The 19,094-nt window shown below is 70.1% G+C and carries 18 protein-coding genes; 12 read left to right on the top strand and 6 right to left on the bottom strand.

Annotated features, from left to right (window positions below; all coding sequences use genetic code 11):
• Nucleotides 1-15 precede the first annotated feature (15 nt).
• The 4 genes from ABD708_RS02435 (at nucleotide 16) to ABD708_RS02420 (ending at nucleotide 2,427) form a co-directional block, all read left to right on the top strand.
• Nucleotides 16-375 (top strand): winged helix-turn-helix transcriptional regulator, encoded by a 360-nt coding sequence (locus tag ABD708_RS02435; protein ID WP_344752169.1) that lies wholly within the window; start codon nucleotides 16-18, stop codon nucleotides 373-375.
• A complete protein-coding gene (deoC, locus tag ABD708_RS02430) occupies nucleotides 368-1,060 on the top strand; it encodes a deoxyribose-phosphate aldolase (RefSeq protein ID WP_344751691.1) in 693 nt (230 codons plus the stop codon). Before ABD708_RS02435 ends, deoC begins: the two co-directional genes overlap by 8 nt.
• Nucleotides 1,061-1,159: 99 nt before the next feature.
• Complete coding sequence (locus tag ABD708_RS02425) at nucleotides 1,160-2,233, top strand: ArsR/SmtB family transcription factor (RefSeq protein WP_344751690.1); 1,074 nt, start codon at nucleotides 1,160-1,162, stop codon at nucleotides 2,231-2,233.
• Nucleotides 2,230-2,427 carry a hypothetical protein gene (locus tag ABD708_RS02420; RefSeq protein ID WP_344751689.1) on the top strand — a complete coding sequence of 66 codons (198 nt, stop codon included), beginning with the start codon at nucleotides 2,230-2,232 and terminating at the stop codon, nucleotides 2,425-2,427. Before ABD708_RS02425 ends, ABD708_RS02420 begins: the two co-directional genes overlap by 4 nt.
• Before the next feature lie 39 nt (nucleotides 2,428-2,466).
• Here ABD708_RS02420 and ABD708_RS02415 read toward each other — a convergent pair whose 3' ends face one another.
• Nucleotides 2,467-2,949, bottom strand: coding sequence for an Lrp/AsnC family transcriptional regulator (locus ABD708_RS02415; RefSeq protein WP_344751688.1), 483 nt, complete (start codon nucleotides 2,947-2,949; stop codon nucleotides 2,467-2,469).
• 68 nt (nucleotides 2,950-3,017) lie between these two features.
• On the opposite strand from ABD708_RS02415, the gene ABD708_RS02410 reads away from it, so the two are divergent.
• The gene (locus ABD708_RS02410; protein WP_344751687.1) at nucleotides 3,018-3,488 is read left to right on the top strand and encodes a DUF2000 domain-containing protein; all 471 of its coding nucleotides are present in this window, start codon (nucleotides 3,018-3,020) and stop codon (nucleotides 3,486-3,488) included.
• Between the two features lie 13 nt (nucleotides 3,489-3,501).
• Nucleotides 3,502-4,767: an MFS transporter gene (locus ABD708_RS02405; RefSeq protein WP_344751686.1), complete on the top strand. Its 1,266-nt coding sequence runs from the start codon at nucleotides 3,502-3,504 to the stop codon at nucleotides 4,765-4,767.
• 67 nt (nucleotides 4,768-4,834) lie between these two features.
• Here the strand turns inward: ABD708_RS02405 and ABD708_RS02400 are convergent, their stop codons facing one another.
• The 3 genes from ABD708_RS02400 to ABD708_RS02390 form a co-directional block, all read right to left on the bottom strand.
• A complete protein-coding gene (locus ABD708_RS02400) occupies nucleotides 4,835-6,397 on the bottom strand; it encodes a glycosyltransferase family 39 protein (RefSeq protein ID WP_344751685.1) in 1,563 nt (520 codons plus the stop codon).
• A gap of 170 nt (nucleotides 6,398-6,567) precedes the next feature.
• Nucleotides 6,568-7,890, bottom strand: a complete 1,323-nt coding sequence (locus tag ABD708_RS02395) for an LLM class flavin-dependent oxidoreductase (protein WP_344751684.1) — start codon at nucleotides 7,888-7,890, stop codon at nucleotides 6,568-6,570.
• Nucleotides 7,891-7,907: 17 nt separating this feature from the next.
• The gene (locus tag ABD708_RS02390; protein ID WP_344751683.1) at nucleotides 7,908-9,197 is read right to left on the bottom strand and encodes an O-acetylhomoserine aminocarboxypropyltransferase/cysteine synthase family protein; all 1,290 of its coding nucleotides are present in this window, start codon (nucleotides 9,195-9,197) and stop codon (nucleotides 7,908-7,910) included.
• Nucleotides 9,198-9,362: 165 nt separating this feature from the next.
• Between ABD708_RS02390 and ABD708_RS02385 the strand changes: the two genes are divergently transcribed.
• Nucleotides 9,363-10,001 (top strand): FMN-dependent NADH-azoreductase, encoded by a 639-nt coding sequence (locus tag ABD708_RS02385; protein ID WP_344751682.1) that lies wholly within the window; start codon nucleotides 9,363-9,365, stop codon nucleotides 9,999-10,001.
• 7 nt (nucleotides 10,002-10,008) lie between these two features.
• On the opposite strand, the gene ABD708_RS02380 is transcribed toward ABD708_RS02385, so the two are convergent.
• Nucleotides 10,009-11,544, bottom strand: coding sequence for a GMC family oxidoreductase (locus tag ABD708_RS02380; RefSeq protein ID WP_344751681.1), 1,536 nt, complete (start codon nucleotides 11,542-11,544; stop codon nucleotides 10,009-10,011).
• Nucleotides 11,541-12,137: a mycofactocin system transcriptional regulator gene (gene mftR, locus ABD708_RS02375; protein ID WP_344751680.1), complete on the bottom strand. Its 597-nt coding sequence runs from the start codon at nucleotides 12,135-12,137 to the stop codon at nucleotides 11,541-11,543. The genes ABD708_RS02380 and mftR overlap by 4 nt, the downstream gene beginning before the upstream one ends.
• Before the next feature lie 358 nt (nucleotides 12,138-12,495).
• Here mftR and ABD708_RS02370 point away from each other — a divergent pair, with 358 nt between their 5' ends.
• The 5 genes from ABD708_RS02370 (at nucleotide 12,496) to mftC (ending at nucleotide 19,017) form a co-directional block, all read left to right on the top strand.
• Complete coding sequence (locus tag ABD708_RS02370) at nucleotides 12,496-16,482, top strand: beta strand repeat-containing protein (RefSeq protein ID WP_344751679.1); 3,987 nt, start codon at nucleotides 12,496-12,498, stop codon at nucleotides 16,480-16,482.
• Nucleotides 16,482-17,156: a class F sortase gene (locus ABD708_RS02365; protein ID WP_344751678.1), complete on the top strand. Its 675-nt coding sequence runs from the start codon at nucleotides 16,482-16,484 to the stop codon at nucleotides 17,154-17,156. Before ABD708_RS02370 ends, ABD708_RS02365 begins: the two co-directional genes overlap by 1 nt.
• A 154-nt stretch (nucleotides 17,157-17,310) precedes the next feature.
• Nucleotides 17,311-17,433, top strand: a complete 123-nt coding sequence (gene mftA / locus ABD708_RS02360; protein WP_344751677.1) for a mycofactocin precursor MftA — start codon at nucleotides 17,311-17,313, stop codon at nucleotides 17,431-17,433.
• Entirely contained in the window at nucleotides 17,423-17,713 is a 291-nt protein-coding gene (gene mftB, locus ABD708_RS02355) for a mycofactocin biosynthesis chaperone MftB (protein ID WP_344751676.1), read from the top strand. Before mftA ends, mftB begins: the two co-directional genes overlap by 11 nt.
• Nucleotides 17,710-19,017 carry a mycofactocin radical SAM maturase gene (mftC, locus tag ABD708_RS02350; protein WP_344751675.1) on the top strand — a complete coding sequence of 436 codons (1,308 nt, stop codon included), beginning with the start codon at nucleotides 17,710-17,712 and terminating at the stop codon, nucleotides 19,015-19,017. Before mftB ends, mftC begins: the two co-directional genes overlap by 4 nt.
• The last annotated feature ends 77 nt before the right edge of the window (nucleotides 19,018-19,094 follow it).

Here is a 19,094-nt window from a genome sequence, read left to right as displayed (position 1 = left end):
TCTTGGTAAGTGACCATGAATCAGGATCTTCGCACCGGCTGGGAGCAGATCGACGACGAGGAATGCCGCCGCGCCACGGGCATCGTCGAGCTCATCGGGCGGCGCTGGAGCAGCGCGATCATGCTCGCCATGGCTCGCGGCGCCGAGCGCTTCAGCGAGCTCCTCGCCTCGGTGATCGGACTGTCTGACCGGATGCTGGCGCTGAGGCTCAAGGAGCTCGAGCACGCCGGGCTGATCGACCGCGTCGTCGAACCGACGACGCCCGTGACGGTGCGCTACCTGCTGACGGCGCAGGGTCGCGACCTGCTGACCGCGCTGCAGCCGCTGGTCCGCTACGGGCAGACCTGGGAGAGGGCAGAATCGAAGCATGACTGACCACGAGCTCACCGCGGCCGAGGTCGCGCGCTACATCGACTTCACCCTGCTCAAGCCCGAGGCCACCCACGCCGACGTCGCGGCGCTCATCGCCGAGGCGATCGAGCTCGGCACCTACTCGGTGTGCGTCTCGCCCTCGATGCTGCCCGTCACGGTTCCGCTCGAGGCCGACCTCAAGGTGGCCGTCGTGTGCGGCTTCCCGAGCGGCAAGCACTCGTCGACCGTCAAGGCTGTCGAGGCGGCTGAGGCCGTGAAGCACGGCGCGGACGAGATCGACATGGTCATCGACGTGGGCGCCGCGAAGGAGGGCGACTTCGCCTACGTCCAGTCCGACATCGCCGCCGTGCGGGCCGCCGCGCCCGCCCCGACGGTGCTCAAGGTCATCATCGAGTCGGCGGCGCTGACCGACGAGGAGATCACGGCGGCGTGCACCGCGGCGGTCGCAGCCGGGGCGGACTTCGTGAAGACGTCCACAGGTTTCCACCCCGCAGGCGGCGCGACCGAGCACGCGGTGGCGCTCATGCGCGAGACCGTGGGGTCGTCGGTCGGGGTCAAGGCCTCGGGCGGAGTGCGCACCATCGAGCAGGCGCGTGCGATGATCGCCGCCGGGGCGACGCGGCTCGGCGTCTCGGGTGCGCGGGCGCTGCTCGCCGGTGCGGCGACCGGCGGCGAGTCGGGGTACTGAGCCGCGGCATCCGGCCGCAGACATCCGGTCGCCGGCGTCGATTGACGCCATTCGTCAATCCGATTGATGTGCGCGATCCCGGCACGCAGGCTCAGTGACATGACGATCACGATCTCGCCCGGCACCCAGGACTTCGAGTTCACCGTGTCGCCGCTCGCAGAGCTCGTCGCGTCCCTGCACCTGCTCGCGGAACCGGATCATCACGAAGCGCGCGGCACGTGGATCGCGCAGGCGCACGACCGGCTCGACGACAGCCTGCTCAAGGCGATCTCCCGCACGGACTACCTGTGGCGCGTCTCACGGCCTGCGATCTTCCTGCCGTCCGTCCGTAGGGCATCACTCGACGACGAGCTGGACGGCATCGACGCACTGAGCGATGAGGACTGGGTGAGCAGTGTCCTGCTCACCTCGAGCTGCGGAACGATCCAGCTGCGCACCGACCTCGGCTCGCCGCTCGTCGACGAGCGAGCTCGAGATCTCGCGCGGGAGCGGGCGGCAGTTCGCGGAGCGCGCGCATCCTCATTCGTCGAGGAGGTACTGGCCGACCCCGAAGCTGCGCGCCGTGCCGTCCGCACGGTGATCTCCGACTACGACGCGCAGTTCTTCCGAGGCGCGTGGTCCCAGCTCGGCCCGCACCTCACAGCGGAAGCGCGGGGACGGAGCGACGTGCTCGCGACCGTCGGGATCGAGCCGACGCTCGCCGGAATGTCCCATCACCTTGCGTACGCCGACGGCCAGGTCATCGTCGACAAGCTCCAGGACGCGAGGACGACAGGCGACGGGACAGGCCTGACGTTCCTCCCGACCTTCCTCGGAGACCCGCACATCCTCGTCACCTATGCGCCGCGCAGACGGCCCGTCGTGCAATATCCGATCCAGCGGGCGATCTCCGCCGACGAGGTGGGTCTCGACACGATCCAGGCGCGACTGCGTGCCCTCGATCACCCGCTGCGGCTGCGACTGCTGCGCAGCCTCGTGCGCGCACCGAGAAGCACGGCAGAGCTCGCAGACGCCTGGGCCGTGAGCCCGCCGGAAGTCTCGCGTCACCTCGCTGCCCTCCTCGAAGCGCACCTCGTGACGACGCGCCGCGAAGGACGGTTCGTGCTGTACTCGGCGGACACGGTCGCCCTGCAACGGCTCGGATCAGACCTGCTGACAGGGCTGCTGCGATGACTGCCGCGACCATCGGCATGCCGGACGGCATGGGCGCGGAGCACCCGAGCGCGAAGGCGCAGCGCGGTAGGCGCAGCGCGCGGGGCGACGGCCCGCAGCTCACCCGAGAAGAGCAGATCCGGCGCTACGAGCTCGAGCGGGTGCTCGAAGCCGAACGCGAGAAGGCCGTGAAGATCCACTCCCGGCTCATCTGAGCCCGAGTTCGAGCGTGAGCCCGAGCACGGCGGCCGGCGTCATGAGCGTCGCGGGCGCACGCCGATCGGAGCGATCTCCTTGCGCCGCAGGTGCTCGTAGACGACCGAGGTGCGCACATCGGCGATCTCGGCGCGGCTGGTGAGCTTGTCGATGACGAAGGCGTAGAGGGCGTCGTTGTCGGCCACGGCGACGTGGACGATGAAGTCCTGGTCGCCCGTCGTCACGAACGCGCCGAGCGTCTCGGGCAGCGTCGTGACCCAATCGCGGAACGCCTCGATCGCCGTGCGCGACGGCGGCCGGATGCGCACCGCGACGAGCGCCTGCACCGGGCGCCCGATCGCGGCGAGATCGACATCGAGACTCGCACCGGTGATCACGCCGCGATCGCGCAGAGCGCGGGTGCGCTCGAGCGCCGTGGTCGGGGCGATGCCGACGGATGCCGCGACCTCGCGATTCGTCGTCCGCGCATCTGCCTGCAGAATCCCGAGGATCGCCGCATCTAGTTCGTCGAGTTCGGCCATGTCGGCACTCTATCCGTACGAAGTTCGGCTGATTTGCACGGATGCCGAGGATATGGATGCATATCTGCATGACCGCCCTCACCATCGGCTACGACCCTGAACTCTTCGACCCCACCGTCTCGACCCGCGAGGCGCCGCTCAAGTGGGTGATCGTCGTCGACCGCGATCTGCCGCCGGGCCGTGCCGCCAACGCGGCGGTGTGCGTGGCAGCGGCGACGCAGGGGCGGGTGACCGGGCTGCTCGGGCCCGACGTGGCAGACGCCGCGGGCGTTGCGCACCCGGGGCTTCCCTGGGTGGGCTGCTCGATCCTGGCGGCGCCGGGCCCGCGCATCGCCGAGGTGCGGGCCAAGGCCGCCGCGCGCGACGACGTCTTCATCGCGGACATGCCGACGGCCGCGCAGTCGACCCTCGTCTACGCCGAGTACGTGGAGGAACTCGCGGCGCGAGCCGGGGCGGAGCACGGGTATCTCGCCGTGAGCCTGTTCGGCCCCCGGAGCCGCATCGACCGCCTCGTCGGAGGGCTGCCGCTGATGGCGTGAAAACATAGTTGTTGTGACCGAAGAATTTCGCCTGCGCTCCATCGCGGTCGCGGCGTACGGTCCGGCGACGCTCTTCGGGCTCGCCGAGGGCTCGATCTTCCCCGTCATCGCGCTGAGCGCCATCGACCGCGGCGCGACCACCTCGGTCGCGGCTCTTGTCGCGGCGCTGATCGGCATCGGGTCGATCGCGACCAACATCCCCTCGGGCATCCTCGCGACGCGCATCGGTGAGCGGCGCTCGATGCTCGTGGCATCCGTCATCACGATCGTCGGACTGGTGTTCTGCCTGATCGACGTTGGTGACAACGGCCCGTCGCTGCTCGTCTACGCCCTCGGAGTGCTGTTGATCGGCGCGGCGAGCTCGGTCTACAACCTCGCGCGGCAGTCCTATCTCACCGAGATGGTGCCGCCGCACATGCGAGCCCGCGCGCTGTCGACGCTCGGCGGGACGATGCGCATCGGCGTGTTCGTCGGCCCGTTCATCGGCGCGGCCGCCATGCACTTCTGGGGGCTCGACGGCGCCTACTTCGTCGCCCTCGCGGCGATCGCGGCGGCGGCGGTCATCGTCTTCCGCGTGCCGGAGCTCGAGCTCAGCGAGTCGCGGCGCTCGGCCGCGGCATCCGTCACCACCGTCGGGATCGTGAAGCAGTACTGGCGCCTGTTCCTCACCCTCGGCATGGGCGTGCTGCTGCTCTCGGCGATCAGGCAGACGCGGCAGATCGTCATCCCGCTATGGGCGGCGCATCTCGGCCTCGCCCCATCGACGTCGTCGATCATCTACGGCGTCGCGGGCGCCATCGACGCCCTCACCTTCTACCCGGCGGGCAAGGTCATGGACCACTACGGCCGCCGCTGGGTCGCCGTGCCGTCGACGATCGTGCTCGGCATCTCGTTCGCGCTCATGCCGCTCACGCACGGCGTGACGACCCTCGCGCTCGCGGCGATGCTGATGGGCTTCGGGAACGGCATCGGCTCTGGCATCGTCATGACGCTCGGCGCCGACACCTCCCCCGCGATCGGCCGTCCGACCTTCCTCGGGGTCTGGCGCGAGCTGGCGGACGCGGGCTCGGGCATCGGCCCGGTGATCCTCTCCGCCGTCACCGCGCTCGCGGGTCTCGCCGCGGGCATCGAGGTGAGCGCGGTCGTCGGCTTGGGTGCGGCGGTCGCGCTGTGGGCGTGGATTCCGAAGAACGCGGGCCGCTTGAGGGCGGAGGTCGCGCCGCCCTCGGGCGACGCGACGCCGCCGGGCGATGCGACGCGGCATCGAGGGGCGTCGTAACCGGGCGATATCGGGCCAGAGCCCGGTTACGCCACCCCTCGGTGGAGACACCGACGGTGCCACGCGCCTAAGGTTGCTCGACCCCGTCGCGGTCGAGCTCGAACACCAGATCCGAGTGCAGCTGCCAGTGGCGCACGACGTGGTACCCGGATTCCTCGAGCGAAGGCACCCCGCTCACATCGAGGACCCCCTCGCCCGGGTAGTTCGCCTCCACGGCGAACACGGTTCCCGCGGTGAAAAGGTCGCGTGAGGCGGCGGTCGAGATCTTCATGACCTTGTCGTGCCAGGTGGGCTCTGCCGTGTACGGCACCTCGATCTGCGGCGCGGTGACGTTCCGGAAGTCCGTGGGGTACACGCGATAGGCGTTCTCGGGGCGGCGGCTCGGACGCACCACCTGGTCGAACGCGACCTGATCGCCGGGCTGCGCGTTCGCCGCGATCACCGCGCCCACCTGCGCCCAGTCGCTGTTGTTCTCCGCGTTGGGGGTCCGCTGCATGGCGTACGACGGGACGGCGGCGCCGAGCACGACGACCAGCAGCGCCGCCCCGGCAGGACGCCAGCTGCGGAAGACCACCTCGACGGCGAGCGCCATCAGGATCGCGACCGCGGGAGCCGTGAAGGTCAGATAGCGGGGCGAGTAGTTGTGCAGCGTCGAGATGGTGCCGATCAGGAACGCGCTCGGAATCCCGGCCCACAGGACGGCGGCGAGACCGAGTCGCCGCTGGGGTCGGGGCGTGCGGCGCAGCATGACGACGATCACGGCGGCGATCAGCAGCAGCCAGCCGAGCGCGGCATACGGATTCGTGAAGAACCACTGGTTGACGAGCCAACTGCTCGGCGGCATCGGCCGATGGGCGAGGAACGCGACCTGGCCGTGCTCGAGGGCGCCGAGCACGATGATCGGCGAGGCCAGCGCGACGGCGACAAGCGAGGACCAGCCCCAGCGCAGCAGCTGGACGCGCCGCTCCCCGCGTGGATGCCACAGCACAACGAGGCATCCGATCACCACGATCAGGCTGCCGAGGTAGAGGTTCAGCGCCGTGCCGACGCCGAGGACGACCGCGAACCAGCTCCAGCCGAGACCCGCCCCCAGGCGCCCGGTGAGGGTGGCGACGCCGATGATGACGATCCAGACGGCGAACGCGGCCGTCCAGGAGTAGCCGCGAGCCTCGACGCCGGCGTAGTCGAGTCGCGGCAGCATCATCGCGATGGCGCCCGCGATCAGGGGAAGCCGCCAGGAAGCCCTGTGAACCGGGCGCGCTGTGACGAGGCGGACGAGCACCACCACGCCGGCGACCATGACGCCCGTCGCAATCGCCGACGGGAAGCGCAGCGAGAACGGGCTCGCCCCGAAGAGCGCCACCCACACGTGCAGGCCCGCGTAATACACGGCGTGCACCGCGTCGACGTGCGCCACCTCATGCAGGAAGGACGGCAGCGAGCGCTGGGCGGAGAGCGCGGATGCCGCCTCATCGCCCCACAGCGACGGGATCCACGAGCCGATCGCGGTGACGAGCACGGCGAACAGCCCGGCGGCCGTCGGCACGGCGATGGCGCGGGTGCGCAGCCAGGCGCGCAGTCGGACTCCCTGCGCACGAGCCGCTGTGGTCGGTCCCAGCGTGGTGCTCATAGCGACTACCGAATCAGGAGGGGTCGAAGAATCCATTAAGGAAAACGAAGAGCACCCGGTGAATACCCGGGCGCGCCCGGCGCTATGCGGCGATGACCCAGTGGGTCATCGCGCGCCGGACGCCGATCGGGCTGTGCTCGATCGGGCGCGCTCCCCAAGGATCGGGTGGGTCAGAACTCGGTGAGGTTCGCGCGCAGGTTGCCGTCGCCGTACTCGGTGCGCAGCAGACCGCGGTGCCGCAGCTCCGGCACGAGCTGGTCGAGGAAGCGGTGCACCGTCGTCGGGTGCAGATCGCCCGAGAAGATGAAGCCGTCGTTGCCCGCGACCTCGCCGAACTCCTCGATGTAGTCGGCGATGTCTCCTGCGGTGCCGACCCAGCCGGTGCGGTCGGCCGCGCGGCCCTTGCGGGCGTGCCGGCGCAGCAGTTCGCGCAACGTGTGGTCCTCGAACGAGGACGCCCCCGCGAGCAGCCCCTTGATCGAGCCGCGGGAGACGTGGTCGCCGAACACCGCGTCGGGGTTCACCGGCCGGTCCCAGTCGAGGCCGGTCAGGTCGGTCTCGAGGTCGCTCGATTGGCCCAGCAGGATCGCGTGCAGCTCGGCGTCCGTCGGGTCCTCGCTCGCCGCCACGATGCGGTCGACCTCTTCCCTGCTCGAAACGATCTCGGGCTTGAACACGAAGAGCGTCTTGATCGAGGCGGCCGTGCGCCCGGCATCCGTCGCCGCATCGATGACGCGCTGGCGGTAGCCCGCCACGGACGACACGTCGAGCGGCGCGAGCGCCAGCTGCACCTCGGAATTCGCGCCCGCGAACGCGATGCCGCGCGGGCTGCCGCCCGGCGAGACGATCACGGGGTCGCCGTCGTCGAACGGGATCGCGTTGAGCGGCCCCGTCACGTCGTAGTACTCGCCCTTGTGCTGGAACGCGTCGATCTTCGAGCCGTCGGCGAAGTGCCAGGTCTCGGTGTCGTTCACGTAGGCGCCCTCGCCCCACGAGTGCCACAGCTTCTTGACGACGTCGAGCCACTCCGAGGCGCGGTCGTAGGCGCCGTCGTGCGCGAGCGGCGGCACGCCGAAGTGTCGGCTCGAGGCGACGTCGGTGACGACGTTCATGCCATAGCGCCCGCCGCTCAGGTGGTGCAGGGTCGCGGCCTGGCGCGCGGCGAGGTACGGCGGCGTCGCGACCGGGTTGATCGTCGGGGTGAAGCCGAGGTGCTTCGTCGCGTTCAGCAGGTACGGCACGAGCAGCAGCGGGTCGTGCTTGGGGCCGCCGTAGGCCTGGCGGGTGCGCAGATCGATGGTCGACGGATTCCCGATCGAGAGCGCGTCCTCGAGGATGACGAGGTCGAGGCCGGCCTGCTCGAGCTGCTGCACAGCCTGCACGTAGAGCTCGGGGCGGTACCACTCGTAGCCCCAGCGGTAGTCGGCGCGCCCCCACGCCTGCGGGCCGAAGCCGCGCGAGAAGAACCAGCCGAAGTGCTGCAGACGGGTCATGTGAAGATTCTTGCCGATCAGGCGGTGGTCGACGCGCTGCGCGGGCGCAGCGCCTGCTCGAGGTCGGCGATCAGGTCGGCGACCTCTTCGATGCCGACCGAGAGGCGGATCGTGCCCGGCTCGATGCCGTTCTCGGCGAGCTCGGCGGCGGTGAGATGGATGTGGGTGGTGCTCGCCGGGTGCAGGATCAGCGAGCGCACGTCGCCGAGGTGCGTCATACGGCTCCACAGCGTGACGCCGTTGATGAGCGATTCGGCCGCGGGCAGCCCGCCGCGCAGGGTGAAGGCGAACACCGCGCCGTAGCCGTTCCGCAGATAGCGCTCGGCGTTCGCGTGGTGCGGACTCGACGCGAGACCGCTGTAGTCGACGGATGCCACCTCCGGCCGGCCCTCCAGCCAGCGGGCGAGCTCGAGCGCATTGCCCGACTGCTGCCGCATGCGCAGCGACAGGGTCTCGATGCCGTGCTGCAGCAGGAACGCGTTGAAGGGCGAGAGCGTCGGGCCGAAACGGCCGGCGAGGCTGCGGGCGCGTTGCAAGAACCCGGTGGGTTCTTGCAACGCGCCCGCCGAGCGAGCTGTGCTCGCGAGGGAGCTTTCCTCGGCGAAGGCATCCGTCAGATAGCTGCTGCCTGAGTCGACGATCGCACCGCCGATCGCCGAGCCGTGGCCCGAGAGGAACTTGCTCGTCGAGTGCACCACGAGGTCCGCGCCGTGGTCGATCGGCCGCACGTGGAACGGGGTGCCGAGGGTGTTGTCGACGATGACCGGAACCCCGTGCTCGTGGGCGACGCGCGCGACGAGCTCGAGGTCGGGCACGTCATTGCGGGGGTTCGGGATCGACTCGATGAACACGGCCTTCGTGTTCGGCCGGAAGGCCGCCTCGAGCGCGTCGGCGTCGTTCGGGTCCTTCACGAAGCTGGCGGTGATGCCGAAGCGCGCGAAGTCCTCGCGCAGCAGGCCGCGGGTGCCCTCGTAGATCGAGCGCGCCGAGACGACGTGGTCGCCCTGCTGCAGCAGCGTCAGGAAGGCGATGGTGAGGGCGGCCTGGCCGCTCGCGACCGCGAGGGCGTCGGTGCCGTGCTCGAGACCCGCGAGCTTCCGCTCGACGGCGGCGATCGTGGGGTTGCCGTAGCGCGTGTAGTAGTACCCCTCGGACTCGCCGGCGAAGCGCTCGCGCGCCTGGTCGAAGTCGTCGAACAGGAATCCGTTGCTCAGATAGACCGGGGTGATGCGCGCACCGTGACCGCCGTCTGGGCGGATGCCGGCGTGCACCTGCTCGGTCGCGAATCCCCATTCCGTTGTTGCCATGGTGAGGCCAGTGTGGCGCGCGCAGGTGGGAGGAGTCTGCTGTGTGTCGTGCGGTTACGCGAGAGCGTCCGTTCGGCGCAGGTGCGGCCGGTGCACGGGGTGCACGTGCGCCGCGTGGGCGCTCTTCCCTCGCGCGCGGCCCCGCTCGGTGCCAGGCTGAGCGCTATGCCTGTTCTGCTTCAGCTGGATTCCTCATCGGCGGGCGCGGACTCGGTGTCGCGCCGGCTGACCGCCGAGTTCGCCGCCCAGTGGCGCGGGCGCGGCGCGGACCGCACCGTCATCGTGCGAGACCTCCACGCCGAGGCGCTGCCGCACCTGCCGCACGCCTCGCTGCACTGGCCGGCACGGCTGCGCCCCGCCGAGGCGCCCGCGTTCCCCGAGGCGGAGGCCCGTCAGAGCGCGCTCATCGACGAGCTGCTCGGCGCCGATGTGCTCGTCATCGGGGCGCCGATGTACAACTACTCGCTGCCGTCGACGCTCAAGGCGTGGGTCGATCACATCCACGTGCCGGGACTCACCGCGCCCTTCGACGTGGACAGTCAGCCGCTGCGCGGCAAGCCGGCCGTCATCGTCACGACGCGCGGCGCGAGCTATGACGCCGGCTCGGCGACGGAGGGGTGGGACCACGCGGTTCCGCCGCTGCGGATCATCCTCGAAACGGCGCTCGGCATGCGCGTCGAGGTCGTCGCGGTGAGTCGGACCCTCGCGCTGACGGTGCCCGCGATGGCCGGCGAGCGCGCCGCCTTCGACGCGGAGTACGCCGCCGCGCAGCAGGAGCTCGCTCGCCTCGCCGCCGTTCTCTGAGAGCGGCTCAGCCGTCGGCGCGCATCGCGGCGGACACGATCTCGCCCGCGAGCAGAGCCGCAACGGCGGTGCCCCGGCGCGGGGCGGCGGGCAGAATCGACGCGTCGCCGACCCACAGCCCCGGCACCCCGAGCACGCGGCCGCCGGGGTCGACGGCCGGCGACGCCCCGGCGAACGTCGCGGTGCCCGCGCTGTGCATCGCGGTGCCGAGGCGCGCGGCGATCCAGCCGTCGAGGGCGTGATCATCGGCGAGAACGGATGCCGTAGGGGCTGTCGTCGCCCGCGCATCCGCGCGGATCGGGGCGGCATCCAGCAGCTCGGCGACCAGCCGCGCCGCGGCGCGCCAGCGTGCGCGCTCGTCGGCGCTGCTCAGGTAGCGGTAGTCGAGCAGCGGGGAATCCTCGGGGTCGGCCGAGCGCAGCCTGAGCCGGCCGGCGCGGCTCGGGGTCGTCACCGACACGAGCAGCGGCAGCACCTCGTCGCTCACCGCAGCACCCGTCAGCTCGCCCATCGACCGCAGCGACTGCAGCACCTCGAGCTCGCCGCCCGCGGGGCCGGAATGCAGGACCCCGCCCATCCACCGGCCGGCCGGCGCGGCTGCGGCCTCGCGCGGTCGCCAGCCCATCACGAGCTGCGGGTGGTCGGAGAGCGCGGCGCCGACACCCGCCGCGTCGACCGCGACGGGCAGGCCGACGGCCGCGAGCTGGTCGCGCGGCCCGATGCCCGAGAGCAGGAGCAGCTGCGGCGAGCGGATGGCTCCCGCCGTCAGCACGACCTCGCCGGCGCGGAAGACGCGCTCGCCGCCGCCGCTCGACCGCGTGACGACGCCGACCGCCCGGCCGCGCTTGAGCAGCACCCGGGTGACGAGCGTGCCGCCGCGCACCGTCAGGTTCGGGCGCGCGAGCGCGGGCAGCACGAGGGCGAGCCCCGCGTTCTGGCGCACGCCGCCCACGGCGTTGCTCGGAACCGGGCCGAAGCCGGGCGGTTCCTGCGCGTTCTTGTCCGCGTCGGCGGGGAACCCCAGCTCGGCGCTCGCCGCGGCGAATGCGTGGGCTGCCGGGTGGTCGAGCGGTCCGCGCGCGACCGCGATCGGGCCGGCGTCGCCGTGCAGCGGCGAGGCGCCGACGTCGAGGTCGCGCTCGAGGTCGATGAGCAGCGGAAGCGCCCGGTCGTACGACCAGGCATCCGTGCCCTCCCGCGCCCACTCGTCGAAGTCCGCTCGCCGCGGGCGGATGAAGTAGCCGCCGTTCGTCGCCGACGAGCCGCCGAGGATGCGGCCGCGGGTGCTGAGGAAGGGCCGGCCAGGGGTGAGCTCGCCCGGCACCTTCCAGTTGACCGGCAGCCCGGGCCGGGCGCCCGCGATGCGCCCGGCGTCGAGCACCTCGGCCGGGAACGCCTCGGCGCTGCGGGGCGCCGGGCCGGCCTCGAGCAGCAGCACGCGGCGGCCTGCGTCCTCCGAGAGGCGCGCCGCGAGGACCGAGCCCGCCGAGCCCGCGCCGACGACGATCACGTCGACGGCGGGCTCGGCCGAGGCATCCGTCACGCTGTCAGCCGCTCCGAGAGGATGTCGAGAGCCGATCCGAGCACGTCGAGCAGATCGCTGCCCGGCTCGGCCAGCCATTGCTCATAGGCGCCCAGCGATGCGGCGAGGTAGACCCAGCCGAGCATCCGCGGGCGCAGGCTGCCGACGGGCTCGCCCAGCCGGCGCGCGGCGAACTCGGCGATCACCTCGCGCCACGACTCGTAGCGCAGCGTCGAATGGGCGACGAGCGACGGCACGGTCATCAGCAGCTGCATGCGCTCGCGGTGGTAGCCGAGCTCGGAGGCCGGGTAGCTGTTGAAGTCGAGTACCGCCTGCGTCAGCGTCTGATAAAGCGGCTCGGAGTCCGGCACGGCGGCGAGGGCCGCGCGCATCCGCTCGACGAGCTCGTCGAAGTCGCCCCACGGCAGGTCGTTCTTCGAAGCGAAGTAGCGGAAGAAGGTGCGCCGCCCGATGCCCGCCGCCGCGGCGATGTCGTCGACCGTGGTCTCGTCGAAGCCGCGGTCGATGAACAGCTGCAGGCCGACGTGGCTGAGCTGGGCGACGGTCGTAGCCCGGCGGCCGGCGGGCGCATCGCCCCCTGGCGTGCTGTTCATACGCTCATTGTTGCCGGTCAAGACGTTGTGACGCGTGATCTCGGGGTCTTGGAGCGGCGTCGGTGCGCCAAGCACTCGTTCGCGCGAGGCCGCGCCTGCAGTGGCGCCTGTTTCAGTAAGCAACTTTCTTGCGTATGGCCCCCACCCGGGGCGCGTAGAGGGTGAACCGCTTGGTGAATCCGCTCTCGGACTCTTCCTTCTGTGTTGAAGCTGAGTTTTGACTGTGTCGCGGGGGGCAGTCGTTGCTGACCTCCGTGAGGTCAGTGAACGTAAGGACAGTGCTGTGCGCCTACGCGAGATTTTCAAGAACACGAGGTGGGGCGGAGGGCCGCGGCATCGTGCGCGCGGGCGCGTCGCCATGGCGACGGTCACGGCCGTCACCGGGGCATCGCTGGTAGCGATCGCGGCCGGTGGCGTCGTGCTCGGCGACGCGCAGCCCGCTGCTGCGGCGGACGGCCCCGCGTGGACATGCTCGACGTACGGCTATCTCTTCCAATCCCCGAACGGTGATGGCACCGCCCCGCCGCATAGCATCTACCAGGTCGACCTGGTCAGCGGTGCCTCGTCGCAGATCGGATCGACCGCGGACAATGTCAACGCGGTCGGCTACAACACCACCGACAACTACATTTACGGTGTCGACGTCACGACCCAGAAGCTGGTGCAGGTCGCCAGCGATGGCACCCTCACGACGCTGCCGGACCCCACCGGCTATATCGAGGGCGGCTACAACGTGGGTGATTTCGACAGCGCCGGCCACTACTGGGTGACCCACAGCGGTTCATCGCAGCGCTGGTACGAGATCGACTATGCCGCCGGGTCTTCCACCTACGGGCAGATCCTCGCGTCGGGAACCAACACCGGTGCGACGATCGGCTCTGACTGGGTCTATGTCGACGGCTCGCTGTACACCGTCACGAACGGCACTGATCACCTGGTCCGCTTCGATACGACCACGCACACCGCAACCGATCTCGGCTCCGTCCCCGACCTTCCTGTCGGGACACCGGGGTACGGCGCCGGCTACGCCGACGCGGCGGGCAAGCTGTATTTCTCGAGCAACCAGACGGGTGAGATCTATCGGATCGACCCCGTTTCTGTCGCCGCGATCGACCTCTCGGCCGGCCCTCCGTCGCTCGGCAACGACGGCGTGCGCTGTGCGAACGCCCCGATTCCGACGGTCACGGTTCAGAAGACGGTCGACGGGCGCCTTGCTGCCAGCGACCAGTTCACGGTCGGCCTCGACAATGCCGCCGGGACCACCTTGACCGATGTGACCACAGCGGGTTCCGCGACCACGGCTTCCACCACGAACTGGCCGGTGAGTCAGGGCGAGACCTACACGATCACGGATGCCATGGCCGGCGGATCATCGAGCACGCTTGCGCAGTACGGTGCCACCGTCGTCTGTACCGATACGACGACCGGGGCGACCGTCGCCACCGGTGGCACCAAGGGTGCATGGACGCTGACGGTGCCGGGCGAGGACGCGTACCTGTGCAACGTGACGAACACCGCGCCGTCCTTCACCGTGACGAAGACGGCGGATGCGACCGAGGTGAACTCCGGCGAGACGGTCCACTACACGGTGACAGTGAAGAACACGGGGAGCGTGGACTACACCGACGCGAACCCCGCCTCGTTCACGGACGATCTCTCAAGCGTGCTCGATGACGCCAGCTACAACGGCGACGCCACCGGCGGCGCAAGCTATGCCGCGCCCACGCTCTCGTGGTCAGGCGCGCTTGCGGCCGGCGCGACTCACACGGTGACCTACTCGGTCACCGTCAATGCCGCCGACACGGGCGATGCGCACCTCGACAACACGGTCGTGACTCCTGCTGATTCCGGCGGCGATTGCCCGACCGGAACCGACAACGCCGAGTGCACCGTCAACATCCCCTCCGGCCAGTTCATCGTCGCCAAGACCGCGTCGGCCTCGACCGTCAGCGCCGGAGGCACGGTGACCTACACGGTGACCGCGACGAACACAGGCGCCCGTGACTACACGGCTGCCGCTCCCGCTTCGTTCTCGGACGACCTTTCGAACGTCCTGGATGACGGCACCATCACTTCCGGCCCGGACAACGGAGCGGTGGTGAATGGAAACACGCTCTCGTGGTCGGGACCTCTCGCCGTCGGAGCGACGGCGACCATCACGTACACCGTGACGGTCGACAACCCCGATACGGGTGACGGCGAGCTCACCAACACCGTGCGGCCGACATCTCCGGGCGGCCAGTGCGCACCCGGCGAGTGCACGACGACGACGCCGATCCGGGCGTTCACCATCGCCAAGACCGCGTCGCCGACCGGCGACGTGACCCCCGGCGACACGGTGACATACAAGGTCACGGTCACCAACACGGGCGCGGCGGACTTTACCGCGGCCGACCCGGCCTCGTTCACCGACGATCTGTCGAAGGTGCTCGACGACGCTCAGATCACCTCCGGCCCGGACAACGGAGCGAGCATCAGCGGCAGCACCCTGTCCTGGTCGGGACCGCTTGCCGTGGGCAGCGCCATCACGATCACCTACACGGTGACCGTGGCCAACCCGGACACCGGCGATCACGACCTCGTGAACACGGCCTCGGCCGGCCCCGGCGGCTCATGTGAGACCACCGACGGCTGCACCACATCCGACCCGGTGAAGTCCTACACGATCGCCAAGACCGCGTCGGCCACAGGCCCCGCGCACCCGGGCGACACGATCACTTACTCGGTGACCGTCACGAACACCGGGGCCGCGGCCTACACCGCAGCCGACCCGGCCTCGTTCACCGACGACCTGAGCGGCGTGCTGGACGACGGCACCTATGTCGCCGACTCGGCGAGTGACGGCGCGTCCGTCAACGGAACGCAGCTGAGCTGGTCCGGCCCGCTCGCTGTCGGCGCCAGCCAGACGATCACCTACAAGGTGAACGTCGGAGCCGCCGGCTCGGGTGACGGCACCTTGAGCAACAGCGTTGCCGCAGACCCTGACAACGGGGGAGGCTGCGCCGCCCCGGGCGACTGCACGACCACGAATCCGGTGCAGGCGTTCAGCGTCGCCAAGACCGCGGATGCCACGGAGGTGAACCCGGGCGACACGATCCACTACACGGTGACGGTCACCAACACGGGTGCTGCCCCCTACACCGCGGCCGACCCGGCCTCGTTCACCGACGACCTGTCGCAGGTGACCGATGACGCCACCTACAACGGCGACGCCAGCAACGGGGCCACCGTGAATGCCGACACGCTGTCCTGGTCGGGCCCGCTGGCGGTCGGGGCGACCGAGACGATCACCTACTCGGTGACGGTCAACGACCCCGACACCGGCGACAAGCACCTCGACAACACGGTGGTGACTCCCACCGGCTCCGGCGGCGACTGCCCGACGGGAACCGACAACGCGGAGTGCACCGCCAATGTGCCCGCCGGCTCATACACGGTCGCGAAGACCGCCTCCACGAACCACGCGGAGCTCGGCGGCAAGGTGACCTACACCGTGACCGTGACGAACACCGGCAACGCGGCCTACACGGCCAGCAAGCCGGCATCCTTCACCGACGATCTGAGCAACGTGCTGGATGACGCCACCTATAACAAGGACGCCGACCACGGGGCGACCGTCTCCGGCCACACGCTCACCTGGTCCGGTCCCCTTGCGGTCGGCGCCACCGTGAAGATCGCCTACTCGGTGACCGTGAACAGCCCGGATGCCGGCAACCACAACCTCGTCAACACGGTCATCCCGACGGGCGACGGCGGGCAGTGCGCTGCTGACGGGTCGTGCCTGACCACCACTGGCGCGGCGTCGTACACGGTCGCCAAGACGGTCTCGACGACCGACGAGGTGCAGCCCGGCGCGACGGTCGGCTACACGGTGACCGTCACGAACACCGGCCAGGTCGCCTACACCGCCGGCAGCCCGGCCTCGTTCGCGGACGACATGAGCGATGTCCTCGACGACGCCAGCTATAACGACGACGCCACTCACGGGGCGGCCCTCAGCGGGGACGTCCTGTCCTGGTCGGGCGCGCTCGCCGTCGGGCAGACCGTCCAGGTCACCTACTCGGTGACCGTGAACGATCCCGACACCGGCAACCACCGGCTGCTGAACACCGTCGACCCGACGGTGGGCGGCGGGTCCTGCCTCGCCGACGGCGACTGCGCCACGACCACGGGGATCATCACGCCGCAGGATCCTGTGGTCGCGGTGAACACCGGCGGCTACACCGTGGATCGGCAGCCGGTGTGGGAGCGGCTGCTGCCCTTCGGGGGGCTGACCGCGGCGCTGCTGGGTCTTGGGGCGGCGTTGGTGCTGTGGATGCGCCGTAAGGGCAGCCAGCAGGAGTGATGCTCCAGCTGCGCAACCGGCGCATTCTCTGGGTGGCCCTGGTCGCGATCCTCGTGATCGCCGCCGGGGCCGCCTGGGTCGTCAGCGCGTCGCTGACGCACAGCACTGCGCCCGGGACGACGGACATGTCCGGCAAACAGGTCGCTCTCGACCCCGGCACGCTGCCGTCGGCAGAGGTGCAAAAGCAGATGCACGCCGTTGCCGACACCGGGCCGCGCTTCCGCGTTCCCGCCGTTGGCCTCGACGTGCCGGTCGGGCAGATCAGTGTCGCCGGGGGGCAGCTCACGCCACCGGGCTTCACCTCGGTCTACGCCGTGCGCAACCTCGGCACCACCGCGACGACGCCCGGCAAGGGCACGGTGTATGTCGTCACGCACTCGCTGCGCGGCGGCGGCAAAGCCCCAGGCAACTACCTCACGGACGTCGCCCGCCAGAAGGCCGCCGTGACGAAAGGCGAGGCCGTGTTCGTGGGGAGCACCGAGTACACGATCTCCGGCACCGAGCTGGTGAAGAAGTCCGACATCGGCGCTCAGAAGGCACTCTGGGCCAACACCCCGAACCGGCTGGCGGTCATCACCTGCCTCGAGAAGCCCTCCGGCGCGCCGTCGACGGACAACCTCGTCATCTACGCGACCGTTGCCAAGCCATCGCCGACCGCGACGCCTCGGGGCTGATAGCTCAACGGGAGAAGGCGATCCGCGATCGTCCTGCCCCTGTCGTGGCCAGGAATTACGCCCAAGGGCCTTCCGAATGGCACTGGGTGCCACTAGTGTGTCTTCCATCGCGGAACCCTCCACGGTCAATGCAGATCGATTCCAAGGAGTACCCATGAGCAGTGCCTCGCCCGCAATCGCGCCCGAGTCCGTTGCCGACGCAGCCGACGACGCCATCATCGAATCCGACGTTCTCGTCGAAGAGGTCTCGATCGACGGCATGTGCGGTGTCTACTGAACCGCGCCAGCACCTCGATCTGAGCCGCGCGTGGCGCCTGCATCCGCAGGTGTCCGTGCGCCCAGAGCCGTTCGGCGCCCTGCTGTACCACTTCGGCACGCGGAAGCTGTCCTTCCTCAAGGACCGCCGCCTGCTCGCCGTGGTGCAGAGCCTCAGTGAGAAGCCGACGGCGCTCGCCGCGTGCCAGGACGCAGGCGTGACGGATGCCGAGCTGCCGACCTTCCGGCGCGCGCTCGAGACCCTGCGCGACTCGAGCATGTTGACGGAGGTGGCGGCATGACGATGACGGATGCCTCTGCCGGGGTGATCGCTTCGAGACGCAGCGCTGACGCGCCGCCCCGCAACGATCGGGGCACGGCGCAGCCGCAGCGGCTGGTCGACCTGTTCGAGTACGGGCTCGACTCCCCGATCTGCCTGACCTGGGAGCTCACCTACGCGTGCAACCTGTCGTGCGTGCACTGCCTGTCGAGTTCGGGGCGGCGCGATCCGCGCGAGCTTACGACCGAGGAGTGCTTCGCGGTCATCGACGAGCTCGAGCGCATGCAGGTCTTCTACGTGAACATCGGCGGCGGCGAGCCGACGGTGCGCAGCGACTTCTGGGAGATCGTCGACTACGCGACGAGCCACCACGTCGGCGTGAAGTTCTCGACGAACGGCGTGAAGCTCACCCGCGAGCGCGCCGAGCAGCTGGCCGCGAACGACTACCTCGACATCCAGATCTCGCTCGACGGCGCGACGGCCGAGGTGAACGACTATGTGCGCGGGCCGGGTTCCTACGACACAGCGCTTCAAGCGATGGCGAACCTGCAGGCGGCCGGCATGAAGAACTTCAAGCTCTCGGTCGTGTGCACCCGGTACAACATCCCGCAGCTCGACGAGTTCAAGGCGATCGCCGACCGCTACGGAGCGCAGCTGCGCCTCACCCGGCTGCGGCCCTCCGGCCGCGGCGCCGACACGTGGGACGACCTGCACCCGCGGCCCGCGCAGCAGAAGCAGCTCTACGACTGGCTCGTCGCCCACGGCGACGGCGTGCTCACCGGCGACTCGTTCTTCCACCTCTCGGCCTACGGCCAGGCGCTGCCCGGCCTCAACCTGTGCGGCGCAGGCCGGGTCGTGTGCCTGATCGATCCGATCGGCGACGTGTATGCCTGCCCGTTCGCGATCCACGAGGAGTTCCTGGCCGGCAACATCCGCATGCCGGGCGGATTCCAGAAGGTGTGGCGCGAGTCCGAGCTGTTCCTGCGCCTGCGCCAGCCGCAGTCGGGCGGCGCGTGCACGTCGTGCCAGTTCTTCGACACCTGCAAGGGCGGATGCATGGCCGCGAAGTTCTTCACCGGGCTGCCGCTCGACGGGCCCGACCCCGAGTGCGTGCAGGGCTACGGCGAGGAGCTGCTGAAGAACGCGAAGGCCAAGGAGCAGCTGGCCCCGAAGCCGTCGGCCGACCACTCCCACCGCACCACGCCGCCGCGGCCCCGCGAGGGCCTCGGGCCGGTGCGCCTCACCCTGAAGCGCCGAGAGGATCTCGCGCGCCCACCCGTCAACGCGTGCGAGGCCGACCCTCTGGCCGGCCTGACGCCGCAGTAGGAACAGCACAGCCAGAGGACCCGCGCGAGGCATCCGTTCAACCCGACATCGCCGTCGGGGCGGTGGTTCGCGCGCTC

The sequence above is a fragment of the Gryllotalpicola koreensis genome (genome assembly GCF_039538185.1).
Lineage (GTDB): Bacteria > Actinomycetota > Actinomycetes > Actinomycetales > Microbacteriaceae > Gryllotalpicola > Gryllotalpicola koreensis.
Note: the sequence above shows the minus strand (reverse complement) of the source record. Positions and strands in the feature narration are given on the sequence as shown.

Excerpts from the sequence above, each read along its gene's own strand:
- ABD708_RS02435 (WP_344752169.1), top strand. The coding sequence starts at position 16 with ATGAATCAGGATCTTCGCACCGGCTGGGAGCAGATCGACGACGAGGAA.
- deoC (WP_344751691.1), top strand. The coding sequence starts at position 368 with ATGACTGACCACGAGCTCACCGCGGCCGAGGTCGCGCGCTACATCGAC.
- ABD708_RS02425 (WP_344751690.1), top strand. The coding sequence starts at position 1,160 with ATGACGATCACGATCTCGCCCGGCACCCAGGACTTCGAGTTCACCGTG.
- ABD708_RS02420 (WP_344751689.1), top strand. The coding sequence starts at position 2,230 with ATGACTGCCGCGACCATCGGCATGCCGGACGGCATGGGCGCGGAGCAC.
- ABD708_RS02415 (WP_344751688.1), bottom strand. The coding sequence starts at position 2,949 with ATGGCCGAACTCGACGAACTAGATGCGGCGATCCTCGGGATTCTGCAG.
- ABD708_RS02410 (WP_344751687.1), top strand. The coding sequence starts at position 3,018 with ATGACCGCCCTCACCATCGGCTACGACCCTGAACTCTTCGACCCCACC.
- ABD708_RS02400 (WP_344751685.1), bottom strand. The coding sequence starts at position 6,397 with ATGAGCACCACGCTGGGACCGACCACAGCGGCTCGTGCGCAGGGAGTC.
- ABD708_RS02395 (WP_344751684.1), bottom strand. The coding sequence starts at position 7,890 with ATGACCCGTCTGCAGCACTTCGGCTGGTTCTTCTCGCGCGGCTTCGGC.
- ABD708_RS02390 (WP_344751683.1), bottom strand. The coding sequence starts at position 9,197 with ATGGCAACAACGGAATGGGGATTCGCGACCGAGCAGGTGCACGCCGGC.
- ABD708_RS02385 (WP_344751682.1), top strand. The coding sequence starts at position 9,363 with ATGCCTGTTCTGCTTCAGCTGGATTCCTCATCGGCGGGCGCGGACTCG.
- mftR (WP_344751680.1), bottom strand. The coding sequence starts at position 12,137 with ATGAACAGCACGCCAGGGGGCGATGCGCCCGCCGGCCGCCGGGCTACG.
- ABD708_RS02370 (WP_344751679.1), top strand. The coding sequence starts at position 12,496 with ATGGCGACGGTCACGGCCGTCACCGGGGCATCGCTGGTAGCGATCGCG.
- ABD708_RS02365 (WP_344751678.1), top strand. The coding sequence starts at position 16,482 with ATGCTCCAGCTGCGCAACCGGCGCATTCTCTGGGTGGCCCTGGTCGCG.
- mftA (WP_344751677.1), top strand. The coding sequence starts at position 17,311 with ATGAGCAGTGCCTCGCCCGCAATCGCGCCCGAGTCCGTTGCCGACGCA.
- mftC (WP_344751675.1), top strand. The coding sequence starts at position 17,710 with ATGACGATGACGGATGCCTCTGCCGGGGTGATCGCTTCGAGACGCAGC.